Below are 12429 nucleotides of genomic sequence, written 5' to 3'. Positions count from 1 at the left end.
AATTTGACTCAAAAATGCCCAAAATATGTCAATTTGACTCAGATTGTGTACCCATCGGGGACGGCGGTATGGCGAGGAACTACGATGATTCCCTCCCGGATCCGCACATATTCGTCCTCATACTCCTGGAGATTCTGTTCGTTTAACAGCCGAACGTTGGCGCCTATCGCACAATCTTTCTCGACAATTGTCCGTCGTATTTCGCAGTTAGGTCCAATCCCAATAGGGATTTTCCCTGACTTACGATCAAAGTATCCATAGTGGTCAAGACCCATAATGATGGAGTCATAGATTTTGGTACCCGATGCGATGAGTTGACGCACTCCAATAATGGAACGGTGCACCTCACACTGGTTTAGGATCGTCCCTTCAGAAATCAGGGCTTGGTTAACAACCGCTTGGATGATCTTGGAAGGGGGAAGTGCTCGGGCCCTCGTATAAATAGGAGTTTTTTCTAGATAAAGATTAAACTTAGGGATGTGGTCGGTTAACATTAAGTTGGCTTCGTAAAAAGCGCGGATGGTTCCAATATCTTCCCAATAACCATCGTAAGTATAAGCCTTTACCTTTCTTTCTCGGATAGCTCTCGGAAGGATTTCCTTTCCAAAGTCTGCCATATTCCGATCTTCTAATACATCGATCAGAGTGGATGTATTAAAAATATAAATTCCCATATTAGCGAGAAAGGACCCATTCTTTGTACGGCAAGATTCCACTTGGCTTACGTCTTGGGGTTTTTCTATGAATTCCTGGATGAACCCACCCACTCCCGCTTTCACAATCCCAAGCCCATAAATTTGGTCTTCGGGAATGGCATTGGTTGCTACGGAAATTTCTGTTTCTGGATCCATAAGATGGCTCTGCATAAAATCAGATAAGTCCATATTGTACAATTGGTCCCCAGACAAAATAAGAACGTATTTGGGTTTTTGTTCTCTGATATAAGGGAGGACTTTTCTTACCGCATCGGCCGTTCCTTCAAACCAATTGGCACTGGATACAGTTTGTTCTGCAGCGATGATCTCCACAAAACTCTTTTGGTGGATATTATTGGTAGCGTAGGTACGGTTGATATGGCGATTTAAGGAATAGGAATTGAACTGAGTCAGGATAAATATCTTTTCAAAACCACTGTTAAGTGAGTTAGAAATAGGAATGTCAATGAGTCGGTATTTTCCTCCGAAACTCACTGCAGGTTTGGATCTTTTTTCTGTAAGAGGTAATAAACGAGTTCCTTTCCCTCCACCTAAGATGATGGTCAAAACTTCATCCTTCTTTAGAATGAAGTCCACGCAATCAATAGAGTCTTCTTGAAATCGCATACCTTCCCTTGTAAACCAATAGGACAAAAAAGCAAGAAAAGGTTACAAGATTTCTATTTTTTTAATAGAGCTTCTAAGATTTGTTTTCCATCCATCTTACCAGTATAGGGATTCACAGCTCGTTCTGGATGTGGCATCATTCCTAAAACATTTCCCGCTTCGTTACAAATACCTGCGATATCATGTAAAGATCCATTTGGATTTTCTTTGTAACGAAAAACCACTTGGCCATTTTTTTCTAATCGTTCTAAAGTATCCGAATCTGCAAAGTAGGCCCCTTCTCCATGAGCAATGGGAATACTTAAATTCCCCTGAAGTCCCTTTGCGATTTTATTTTCCGCAACAGGAATGAGATCCACATCTTTACAAATGTATTTGAGAGTTCGGTTATGAAGGAGAGCTCCAGGAAGGAGTCCCGATTCTGTCAGAATTTGGAATCCATTACAAACTCCCAAAACCTTTCCGCCTTTCTTGGCATAACTCACAACTGATTCCATGGCATTCGAAAATTTGGCCATAGCCCCGCAGCGTAAATAGTCTCCAAAAGAAAAGCCACCGGGAAGGACCACGAGGTCAGGAAGGTCAGTAAAGGAATCCTTATACCAAGTGTAATCTACTGAAGCTCCAAACTCCGATGCGAGAACTGTCCCTACATCCTTATCACAATTGGAACCAGGAAAGGTGACAACTCGAACCTTCATACCTTTTCCACAACCAAACGGTAGGTCTCAATCACTTGGTTTACAAGGACCGATTCACAAATTTCTTTTGCCAAGGATTCTGCATCAGATTGAGAATTGGCATCGATTTTCATTTCGATGTATTTTCCTACTCTTAGGTCTGTAACAGAATTTTTCCCTTGGTCGTGAAGGGTGCGGAGAACCGTTTGCCCTTGCGGGTCGAGAACGGATTCTTTGAGGGTGACATTTATTTTTGCGACAAACATAGCGTGATTTTATCTTCCAATTCCAAGTATTTTTTACGTAGTTCCAGGATCAAGGATTCGGGTAAATGGGGGGCCGGGGGATTTTTGTCCCAATCGGTTGATTCTAGCCAATTTCTAAGGATTTGTTTATCAAAACTGGCCGGAGTTTTCCCAAGCTCGTAAGTGGATGCGTCCCAATACCTGGAAGAATCCGGTGTCAAGATTTCATCGATGAGGATCGGTTTTCCATCAATGAGTCCAAATTCAAATTTGGTATCACAAAGAAGGATTCCTTGTTTTGCCATCAGCTTGTGAGCCGTGTTGTATAAATAAAGAGAAAGTTCTTTTAGTTCGCCAAAGAGTTTTTCCCCTACTTCTTTTTCCATGGTGGATTCACTTACGTTCTCATCATGACCAGAATCATTTTTACGAGCTGGTGTAAAAATAGGAGTTTCAAATTGATGGGATTCCAAAAGTCCCTTGGGATAAGGAACATGAGCAATGGTTCCTTCCGTTTTGTATTCCTTCCAAGCCGAACCAGTCAGATACCCGCGAACCACACATTCGAAATCAATCCGTTTTGCTTTTTTGACAAGGACCGATCTACCTGCGAGGGATTGATCATTTTGGAAGGGTGATGGAAATTGAGAGACATCATCAGTAACCAAATGGTTCGCAATATTTGGAAATTGACGAAACCAAGCTGTAGAAATCCGTGTCAGGATTTTTCCTTTATCCAAAACAGGTTCTTCAAAAACAACATCAAAGGCAGAGATACGGTCAGTAGCCACAAGAAGGAGAGATTCTCCTAAATCATAAACATCTCTTACTTTGCCCTTATAACTGGGAGTTGGAATCATAATTGTATACACACCATCGCCATATCATCACTCGGAGTGGAAGATCCGCAGAATTCTAAAATTTTATTTTGAACAGTTGGTAAAATATCTGTTCCTGACTTTACAGACTCATGAAAGATTTCTTTCATTCCGTCCTCTGTAATGTATTCAGACTTTGGGTTCATCGCTTCACTGGCCCCATCCGTATACATAAAAAACATTGAACCTGTTTTTAACTGGACCGATTGAACTTCATCGGTGGCGCTAAAGTTGATTCCCATAATCATGGGACTCATTCCTTTCAGAAACTTTGTTTCGCCATCGATATAAACTATGGGAGCAGGATGACCCCCATTGATATACGAAAGTTTTAGGTCTTGGTCAAGGATCGCATAACAAAATGTAATGGCATAGTCTTCAGGAAGGACTAACTCCATATTTTTACGCAAATGAGCCACTCGTTCCCGAAGTCCCATACTCGAAACTAAATTAAAAAGTTGCATCTTAAACATGGCGCCAATCAGAGCTGCACTGGGTCCATGTCCCGAACAATCGGCGATGACAATATGAAGTTTTTTTTCTTCGATCCAAGAATCTACAAAGTCGCCGCCAATTTGCAAATAAGGATGAAACAAAGTTTGGGCCTTGATTCCATTCCAGATAAAACTTTTTTCAGGGATGAGTTGGTCCTGAACCCGTCTTGCGGTTTGTAATTCTTTTTCGTACTTACTTTTTTGCCTGTACAACTCGTCTTGTAAGTCTTTCAAACGAATGACAGAATGGATTTTGGCAACCAACTCTCTTTTGTTAAATGGTTTGTTGATAAAATCATCCCCACCATTTTTCATTGCTTCTTGAAATCCTACTTCTCTTTCAATGGATGTGATAAAAAGGATGGGAAGGAGTTTGAACTGGTCCATGGTTCGGAGTTCCCGACAAAAAGAAAACCCATCCTGAACAGGCATATTCACATCTAACAAAAGAGTATCAATCGCGGTATTTAGGAGAACAAGGCGTGCTTCTTCTGCAGAAAAAGCGGTATAAGTTTTGAACCCCTCTTGTTGCAAAAGGTATTTCAAAAGTTCCACATTTTCAGGAACATCATCTACAATGAGGATGGTATGAGCCGGTTCTTCTGTTCCCATGGTTTATTCCAGTTCCGATTTCAGTTTGGATCTGATATCATGGATTTTTTCACTGCGGTTGGAAACAAGAAAAAGGAAAAGAAATAGGAAGTGGAAGGCAATTACCCCGAGCCACATGCTTTGTTTCATGTCCGAATCCATTCCCCCTTTTCCGAGAACGCTACTCGGATGGTTTCCTGGATTTTCAATCCAACGGATGGCTCCCCAGGTTAGGATGGCACTGACTGCACAAAGAACGGAAAGGTAAGCAGAAAGGATGGCCTTTTTTGTTTTTGCAGGAACTAAATAACGAAAAATAAAATAACTAACAAGAGAAATACAAAGAATAAAAAACGATTGCAACCTAGCATCTGTTTTGTCCCAAGGAACTCCCCAGGCACTATAGGCCCAAATCGGTCCAGAGAACAAAACCCCTACCGCAAACAAAAAAGAAAGTTGGTTTGCTGTGAAAGCAAGCCTGTCCCAAAGCATATTTCTAGTAAAAAGAAAAATTAGGGAAAAAAGGAAGGAGAGAATAGGCCCATATAACGCAACCCAGGCGACAGGAACGTGTAAGTAAAAGATCCGATGGCTGAGTCCTTGCTCCAAAATGACGTTAGGATAGACAAGCGAAGTAATCACTGCAAAGACAAGTGACGTACAAACGACGAGATAAAAACCGATGTCGAAAACAGGGTGGAATATCCGAATCTTACGTTCCATTTTTTTCCAGATTTTCAGGGATGGAAAGAAATTCTAGGAGAAAACAAGGTCTTAATGCTCATTCCGTAGAATCTCAATCATCACCGAACCAAGAGTTGCATAAAATAACATAAAAAACAAAAGAAGTCCCACAGAAGGTAGGTAAAACCCTGGTTCCAACCAATACCTATGTTCGGCTTCCAATCCGAAAAGAAAAAGGGGAATGGAAAAGGGAAGTTGCAAAAGAGGAATGATGATTTCTTTTAAGCGGCTTTCAAAAGCAATGAGGCCGAGTGAGACTCCCAAAAATACCAAACACCCACTCCCCAAGTTTGCAAAAAGCCACTCTCCCCAATACCGTTCGATACTCATGTTTTGAAAGAAAACAGAAAGGACAAGGACAAGGGCACCATTGACTAAAATGGTACAAAACCATATAGCAAGGGACTTAGCTAAATACAAAGAGATAGGGCTAACAAAGGATAAACTTGCTTCCCAACCCATGGATTCCCTTTCTTCCCAAAGGCTTTGGCTCACAATTACAAAGTTCAGTAAAAAAATAGTGGCCCATTTGATGCCCCGAACACTCCGTTCGGACAACATTTCATTCACTTCAATCGAGGTGTAAAAAATAAAAACAACGGATACACTTAAAGTGAAAAGTGAAACCACTCCCCCAAGCGAACGACCAATCAAATAAAATTCTTTTTTAAGTAAGGTGAGTAACAAACACTCCTCCCTTCTCAATTTGTAATTGGGAGCTACATTGCAATTCCTTGGGTATGGAATGGAGAACAATTAAAATGAGTCTTGATTTTGATTCTTCATTTAAGAGCCCGCTTAATATTCTCGAGGAATCCGCATCCAACCCCGTATAGGGTTCATCGAATAAAACCACTTCTGCCGAAGAAAGTAAGGTTCTTAAGATCGCTACTTTCTGTTTCATTCCACGAGAAAATGTATGGATGGGATCCCAAATTCGTTTTTGTAAACGAAAAGCCTCTAAAAGTTCGTTCCGTTTGGTAAGGTCGAACGGAGTCCCATCTAACTTGGAAAAATAATCTAAATTTTCTTCTAAACTGAGTGAGGAATAAAAACCTAGTTCATGACCAAGGTAAGTGATTTTTTTTTTGCCTTGGTTCCATTGCCATTTCGCGGATGAAAGTGAGTGGTGGTAGATTTCTTTTAAGAGAGTGGACTTTCCTGCCCCGTTCTCGCCAAGAACGGCCACAATTCCGGTCTGAAAAAAAGAAAGATTGATCTCTCTCAGTAAGACCTTTTCGCCGACAGTAATAGTAAGCGCTTTTGTTTCCAAAAGGGTTTGGTTCATTCTACACCATGTTCTTCCGTAGCTTCAGTCTCGCACTTCTGTTTTTATTCCCAACACTGGTTTGGGGACAAAAACTCATAGGGAACCAGGAATACCCAGAGATCCTTTGGGGCAAGGACCAGGAGTTTGATACCTCCGATTTTCCCAATGGATCCTTCATCTACCACAAAGACGATTTTATCCTCGCACGGGGGAAACTCTTCCAAGGGGAACCACCGAAATCCAATGGAAGTTTTACCTATGGAACAGAAACCATTACCAATTCCGGCAAATGGAACAATGATACAATGGAACTTTTGTTCAATGGAAAACCAAGTGGACGGACAGAAATCATCAAACGATTGGAGGCAGGTGTTCGATTTGATCCTCAATTTTTTCCATTCCGATACAATCTAGGCCGATTGTATTCTTTGGAGATGAATTATGAAAAGGCACTCGTAGAATTTGAATATGCCAAAGCAGAAATGCCAGAATACTTCAAAACTTACCTGCACATAGCCATCCTTTCTGAAATTACAAGGCAAGTTTATTATGCCATTCTCAATTACAAACTGGCAGTAGAAAAAAATCCAAATGACACAGAAGCCCTCATTCGTTTGGCAGATCATTACTTAACAACTGGACTTAAAAACCGAGCCCTTCTCTATTTAAACAAAGCCCTCACAATAGAAGAAGAAAGTCCGAATGTAAAATTAGGATTTGCTCGTTTGGAAATGGAAAAGGGAAATTTTCATATTGCATACAAAATATTCAATAGAACTACTCTTACCACCGCAGAAGGAAAACCAAAACCTTACGATAAAAAATTCCACTATTATTTTGCAGAAACCGCATCGAAAGTCACCGATTACGAAACCGCAGAAGAAGAATATACAAAGATGTTAAGTTTTACCAATGATCCTTTTTTTGCGACCGTATCTTCCAAAGTCATTGCAAGAAGACGAGACATTGCCAAAAAATTTGCAGAGGCCAAACGAACTCAATTGGATGATTCGGAAGAGGAAGCAGTTCCGGCAAACGAATGATTTTTTGCTGCAAGTAAACTCTGTAACAATGGTGATTTCGGATTTGTAAGAATTTCTTTTGCTAACCCAGACTCAACAATTTCTCCGTCATCCAATACAAAAATAGTATCACACATATAAGACAAAAATCCTAAATCATGAGACACAATAAACATACCTAAATTTTCCTTCGCATTGATCTCTTTCAATTCTTCGGCAATTTTTTTTTGCACAAGTACATCGAGAGCCGTGACAGGCTCATCCAAAAGCAAATATTCTGGCCCAGTAAGTAAGGCACGAAGGATAGCAAATCTTTGCAATTGCCCACCACTTAACTCTTGTTTTGTTTTATTTAACAATTCTCTGGGGAGATCAAACCTTATACAAAAAGATTCAATTCGCTCCCATTCTTTGGATTTAGTTTCATTCTTTAAGAAAAATTGATTTTTGATGCGGGCCGGTTCGAGTAATAATTCTCGCATCGTACCAAAGGGAGAAAAACTAGCAAAAGGATCTTGGAATACCGGTTGGAGTTTTGGGTTTTGTCTTGAAGAAAGATTTTCTCCATTCCAGGAGATTGAGCCATCCCATTCATACCCATCCGCTTTCTTAAGAAGCCCAAGAGCCAAACGAAACAAAGTTGATTTTCCAGAGCCCGATTTTCCAATGAGGCCCGTAATTTCTTTTGGTTTTGCGATCAAGTTGATATTTCGTAATAAGGAACGACCTGCAATATGCACTGAAATATTTTTAAGAGTAAACATAGGTCTTACTCCATAAAATCATTGCGTTTCTCATTTCCCAAGGTGAGTCTAATGAGAAGGAGATTTGGGCATTGGAACAAATTAAAATCACAGAAGTGGGACCAAGGGATGGATTACAAAACGAAAAAACCATTCTCTCCACTCAGGATAAATTCGAATTCGTATCTCGTCTAGTAGAAAGCGGAAGCAAAAATATTGAACTCACTTCCTTTGTGCGCAAAGATAGAATTCCTCAAATGGGTGATGCCACAGAACTTGCAGCCCTTGTTCTCCCCAAGTTCCAAAACCAAGTCCAATTTTCTTGCCTGACTCCCAATGCCAAAGGTTACGAAGGGGCCAAAGAGGCAGGTTTTTCTGAAGTTGCTGTTTTCACTGCCACTTCAGAGACCTTTACCAAAAAAAATATCAATATGACGATTCAGGAGAGTTTAGATTTTTTTAAACCGATCTTTACTGAGGCGAAGTCGGATGGAATCAAGGTGAGAGGGTATATCTCTACAGTAATAGCCTGTCCCTACGAAGGAAAAATCAAACCAGAACAAACCCTAGAGATCGCCGAACGTTTATTAGATGCCGGAGCTTATGAAATCTCTCTTGGAGAAACGATTGGGGTGGCAGTTCCTATGGAAGTTGAATCGCTATTAGAAGTTCTATTAAAAAAAATTCCAACATCTTACCTTGCGGGTCACTTTCACGATACCTATGGAATGGCAGTCGCCAATATAAAACAAGCGCTGAGTATGGGGATCCGTAGTTTTGATAGTTCAGCGGGAGGCCTCGGTGGTTGCCCTTATGCCAAAGGAGCCGCAGGAAATGTGGCCACCGAAGATTTGGTCTATTTTCTTCATAAAGAAGGATATGATACCGGAATCCGATTGGATTCTCTCATCAAGGCAAGCCAATTTATGGAAGAAAGGATTGGAAGAAAACTTACCTCAAGAACTTACGTTGCGATGAAGAATGTCGATTGATTTTGAGCTACTACATTCTAAGTTAGAAGATCTTAAAAATAAATACCAAAACCTTACCTATCTGGATACAGATCCGATCTGTTTTCCGAAACAATACAAAGATCCTTTGGATATCGAAGTGGTCTCGTTGATTTCTTGTTTTTATGCTTATGGGAATGTCAAAAGTATCCAAGGGTTTTTAAAACCTTTGTTTGCCCTTCTCGGCCCTTCTCCCTTTCAGACTCTCCACAAATCTGGTCCCGAGTTCCAAACCCTTCTCCAAGGCCTCAGAGTGTATCGGTTCCAAACAAAAAAAGACAACCAAGTGTTCTTTCAAACATTGGCCAGGGTCATTTCCGAATCAAAGAAACAATCTCCTCTTTGGGAACCTAAGTTCTTAGATAAGGAGAATCAGTTTTGGGAAGAAAGTTCTATCCAAGAGTTCCAAAGGTATTGGGAAGGAGAACTTCAAATCACATTGGGAAAGAAACCGCTCACTTATGGCCTCCAATTCTTAATTGGTAAGTCGAGTTCGAAGTCTCCCAAAAAACGCCTTTCCTTATTTTTACGTTGGATGGTGCGATCCTCTTATCCTGATTTTGGAATCTATCAAAAGATTAGGCCTAATCAAATTCCCTTCCCTTTGGACGTTCATATCCAAAAGTTAATTCAGATATTAGGTATCACCAACCGCAAAAGCTTTGGATCTAAAGAGGCTTATCTCATTAAAGATTTTTTTATGAAAATCAAACCCGACGATCCTTTGTTATACGACTTTTACCTAACAAGAGTGGGGATCATAGAAAAATGCAAAGCGGAGTATCAGAAAGGAATTTGTGAGAAATGTTATTTGAAGGAAGTTTGTTTGGTAGTGCCACGGGGAATTGAACCCCGATTGCAAGGATGAAAACCTTGTGTCCTAACCATTAGACGATGGCACCGTTTTAGAAGAACGTTTTTGAGAGTTGTAGAAACTCTTATGTGAGTCGTCGGGGATTCGAACCCCGGACCCATTCCTTAAAAGGGAATTGCTCTACCAGCTGAGCTAACGACTCGTTCTGTAGCCAAGAATATCGAACGACCTTTCTCGGTCAACAACTACTTAAAAAAAAGATTCAAAGCTCCTCGTTTTTTTTAATCCATGATGATCGTGTGCTCACGATCCGGCCCAGTCGAAACAATACCAATCTTCGTGTGTACCAACTCTTGTAAGGACTTGATGTAAGATTGGCAAAGTGGAGGTAATTTGGAGAAAGAGTTAATTCCAGCAATATCATCCTTCCAACCTTTGAAATCAGCAAACAACGGTTTGACGTCTTCGAGTCCCTGGGATGGGAAAAAATCCAACTTCTTACCTTTGTATTCATAACCTACAACAACAGGAATGGAATCATAATGACTCAGAACATCAATTTTAGTAAGTACCAGCGAGTTGATTCCATTGACAGTCACAGCATGTTTAATCATTTGAACATCAAACCAACCGCATCTTCTTGGTCTTCCCGTAGTGGACCCGTATTCACCACCTAACTTACGCAAAACGTCACCTGCTTCTCCTAAAATCTCGGATGGAAAAGGTCCTTCTCCTACTCGAGTGGCATAAGCTTTAGTGATACCGATTACATCTTTTAAATATCGGAAACTCACACCCGAACCGGCAAGAGCTCCACCTGTTGTTGGGTTGGAGCTAGTTACATAAGGATAGGTTCCAAAATCAATATCAAGACCTGTCCCTTGGGCCCCTTCCAAAAGAACTCGTTTGCCTTTTTCTAACTCGGAATTTAAGTAATACACCGTGTTCACAATGTTCTTGCCGATTTTATCCGCAAAATCCAAAAGGAAATCATACATTTCATTGATATTTACTGGTTCTAAATCATAATACTTCACTAATTCTTGGTTTTTCACTTCCAAAATATGAGTGAGTTTTCGTTTTAAATTCTCTTTATCTAAAAGATCACCAGCACGGACTCCGTTACGAAGCATTTTGTCTGCGTAACACATTCCGATCCCCTTCTTTGTGGTTCCGATCTTTCTTTCTGGAGAGGATCCAGCTTCCCTGGCTTCATCAATCAAACGATGATAAGGCAAAAGGATATGGCAAGAATCACTGATAAGCAATTTTTCTTTCACTCGGAACCCATGAGATTCCAAATCGGCACATTCTTTTAAAAAATATTCAGGATCAAGTACCACCCCGTTCCCAATGACACAAGTAGTATTGTCATAAATAATTCCAGAAGGTACAAGATGAAAAATGTACTTCTTTCCACCCACTACCACTGTATGACCGGCGTTCGCACCACCTTGGTACCGAACAATAATATCTGTATCTTTGGAAAGGTAATCGATTACCTTAGCTTTTCCTTCATCACCCCATTGTGCTCCGACAACTAAATTTGCAGGCATAATTCCCTCATTTAACCTTATTTACTATTTCTTCTATGGAATCCAGATGTAGGGCAAAACCGCAGGCATCCTTTTTAATTCCGGTAAAGCTTTCATACAATTCATTATAAACACCACCGGCAAAAACCGGTTCAGGATCACGGTCTACGTATCCTTGAAACATAAAACCAGTATAATAAGAAAGATCACGAAGAAGGGAAGGATCCCAAATACTAGGTGTCCCATCCATAAACTTTGTCCACTCTCCAAAAAAGGCAATGATGGATTCCAAATCACCTTTAAGCAGGTCCCACTCTTTTGGATCTAAAATCTTATGAAGTGAATCCTTAAATTTTGGAAGGTCCGCAACAGGGATCGGTCGCAGAAGGAGTTGAATCATCTGTGTATGTGATTCTTTTGTATTTTCTCTTGCTGCAAGAGATACAAGTTCTGGAACATTTTTTGTATAGAGAAGTTGGCGCAAAACTTTTGTTTGTTCCTCGTTCCAACCCAAAATTTCCAAAACAGATCTAAAAAAAGAAGAGTGTCCAAATACAATGGTAAACGGGATCTTTGGCACTGAACTCGTCCAAAGTTTTTTTAAGATTTTGATTTGAGAAATGATTTGTGTTGTATCGCTCTTTCCTAAGGATTCTACTCCGATTTGAAGAATCTCTCTTCGTGACGCATTTCGTTTTTTGTGGTCACGAATCTTACGAGCAAAATAAAATATGTTTTGGTTCTCTTCCCAATGCGAACGAGCAGCCATTCCTTTCACTACTTGTAGTGTTAAGTCGACACCAGGAGAAAGTTCATTCCCATCCCAATCCTTTGTGACAAGTAAACTCTCCACCCCATGATCCAAATGAGAACGAAAGGAATTAGAATAATCAAAAGAAGGTAGATTGATTTCAGAATACCCTTCTTTCTCAAAGAGCTCCGAAAATGTTTGTAGTAAAATCCGCCGGTTTTTGCTTTCTTCGGGGCCTAAAAAATGAAATCCATCCGGAATCCATTTTTGTTCCGAGGAAATTGATTTGTTTTTTTGATTCATACCGGGATCTCGATCACCCAAGAAGTC

At 40.4% G+C, this 12429-nt stretch carries 13 protein-coding genes, 2 tRNA genes and 1 pseudogene; 3 read left to right on the top strand and 13 right to left on the bottom strand.

What is annotated here, in order from left to right; translation table 11 throughout:
• Window positions 1-38: 38 nt before the first annotated feature.
• From LEP1GSC195_RS03060 to LEP1GSC195_RS03025, 8 genes and pseudogenes are all read right to left on the bottom strand, one after another.
• On the bottom strand, window positions 39-1322 hold the full coding sequence (locus tag LEP1GSC195_RS03060; protein ID WP_015679908.1) for a sugar phosphate nucleotidyltransferase: 1284 nt from the start codon (window positions 1320-1322) through the stop codon (window positions 39-41).
• Between the two features lie 53 nt (window positions 1323-1375).
• Window positions 1376-2023: a phosphoribosylformylglycinamidine synthase subunit PurQ gene (gene purQ / locus LEP1GSC195_RS03055; RefSeq protein WP_015679999.1), complete on the bottom strand. Its 648-nt coding sequence runs from the start codon at window positions 2021-2023 to the stop codon at window positions 1376-1378.
• Window positions 2020-2268, bottom strand: a complete 249-nt coding sequence (purS, locus tag LEP1GSC195_RS03050; RefSeq protein WP_015680102.1) for a phosphoribosylformylglycinamidine synthase subunit PurS — start codon at window positions 2266-2268, stop codon at window positions 2020-2022. Before purS ends, purQ begins: the two co-directional genes overlap by 4 nt.
• Window positions 2250-3107: a phosphoribosylaminoimidazolesuccinocarboxamide synthase gene (locus LEP1GSC195_RS03045; RefSeq protein WP_015680049.1), complete on the bottom strand. Its 858-nt coding sequence runs from the start codon at window positions 3105-3107 to the stop codon at window positions 2250-2252. Before LEP1GSC195_RS03045 ends, purS begins: the two co-directional genes overlap by 19 nt.
• Window positions 3104-4231, bottom strand: a complete 1128-nt coding sequence (locus LEP1GSC195_RS03040; protein WP_015679995.1) for a PP2C family protein-serine/threonine phosphatase — start codon at window positions 4229-4231, stop codon at window positions 3104-3106. The genes LEP1GSC195_RS03045 and LEP1GSC195_RS03040 overlap by 4 nt, the downstream gene beginning before the upstream one ends.
• Before the next feature lie 3 nt (window positions 4232-4234).
• Window positions 4235-4933 (bottom strand): cytochrome c biogenesis protein CcsA, encoded by a 699-nt coding sequence (ccsA, locus tag LEP1GSC195_RS03035; protein ID WP_015679884.1) that lies wholly within the window; start codon window positions 4931-4933, stop codon window positions 4235-4237.
• Between the two features lie 51 nt (window positions 4934-4984).
• Window positions 4985-5641 carry a heme exporter protein CcmB gene (locus tag LEP1GSC195_RS03030; RefSeq protein ID WP_015679977.1) on the bottom strand — a complete coding sequence of 219 codons (657 nt, stop codon included), beginning with the start codon at window positions 5639-5641 and terminating at the stop codon, window positions 4985-4987.
• Window positions 5622-6227 (bottom strand): annotated as a pseudogene (locus LEP1GSC195_RS03025) (ABC transporter ATP-binding protein); the annotation flags it as partial. The gene LEP1GSC195_RS03030 and the pseudogene LEP1GSC195_RS03025, both read right to left, overlap by 20 nt.
• Window positions 6228-6250: 23 nt before the next feature.
• On the opposite strand from LEP1GSC195_RS03025, the gene LEP1GSC195_RS03020 reads away from it, so the two are divergent.
• Window positions 6251-7267 carry a tetratricopeptide repeat protein gene (locus LEP1GSC195_RS03020; protein WP_015679881.1) on the top strand — a complete coding sequence of 339 codons (1017 nt, stop codon included), beginning with the start codon at window positions 6251-6253 and terminating at the stop codon, window positions 7265-7267.
• Here LEP1GSC195_RS03020 and LEP1GSC195_RS03015 read toward each other — a convergent pair.
• Window positions 7222-8010, bottom strand: a complete 789-nt coding sequence (locus tag LEP1GSC195_RS03015; protein ID WP_015679850.1) for an ABC transporter ATP-binding protein — start codon at window positions 8008-8010, stop codon at window positions 7222-7224. The genes LEP1GSC195_RS03020 and LEP1GSC195_RS03015 overlap by 46 nt on opposite strands.
• Before the next feature lie 71 nt (window positions 8011-8081).
• On the opposite strand from LEP1GSC195_RS03015, the gene LEP1GSC195_RS03010 reads away from it, so the two are divergent.
• Entirely contained in the window at window positions 8082-8981 is a 900-nt protein-coding gene (locus LEP1GSC195_RS03010) for a hydroxymethylglutaryl-CoA lyase (protein WP_015680052.1), read from the top strand.
• On the top strand, window positions 8971-9867 hold the full coding sequence (locus LEP1GSC195_RS19445) for a TIGR02757 family protein (protein ID WP_084597390.1): 897 nt from the start codon (window positions 8971-8973) through the stop codon (window positions 9865-9867). Before LEP1GSC195_RS03010 ends, LEP1GSC195_RS19445 begins: the two co-directional genes overlap by 11 nt.
• On the opposite strand, the gene LEP1GSC195_RS03000 is transcribed toward LEP1GSC195_RS19445, so the two are convergent.
• The 4 genes from LEP1GSC195_RS03000 to LEP1GSC195_RS02985 form a co-directional block, all read right to left on the bottom strand.
• A tRNA-Glu gene (locus tag LEP1GSC195_RS03000) sits at window positions 9827-9901 on the bottom strand. The two genes, LEP1GSC195_RS19445 and LEP1GSC195_RS03000, sit on opposite strands and share 41 nt — an antisense overlap.
• A 41-nt stretch (window positions 9902-9942) precedes the next feature.
• Window positions 9943-10015 (bottom strand) — tRNA-Lys (locus LEP1GSC195_RS02995).
• Window positions 10016-10094: 79 nt separating this feature from the next.
• On the bottom strand, window positions 10095-11369 hold the full coding sequence (locus LEP1GSC195_RS02990) for an adenylosuccinate synthase (protein ID WP_015679937.1): 1275 nt from the start codon (window positions 11367-11369) through the stop codon (window positions 10095-10097).
• A 7-nt stretch (window positions 11370-11376) separates the two neighbouring features.
• Entirely contained in the window at window positions 11377-12402 is a 1026-nt protein-coding gene (locus tag LEP1GSC195_RS02985; RefSeq protein WP_015680137.1) for an ATP phosphoribosyltransferase regulatory subunit, read from the bottom strand.
• Window positions 12403-12429: the final 27 nt, after the last annotated feature.

It is taken from the genome of Leptospira wolbachii serovar Codice str. CDC (assembly GCF_000332515.2).
Lineage (GTDB): Bacteria > Spirochaetota > Leptospiria > Leptospirales > Leptospiraceae > Leptospira_A > Leptospira_A wolbachii.
The sequence above is the reverse complement of the archived record's forward strand: the minus strand, read 5'-3'. Positions and strand labels throughout refer to the sequence as shown.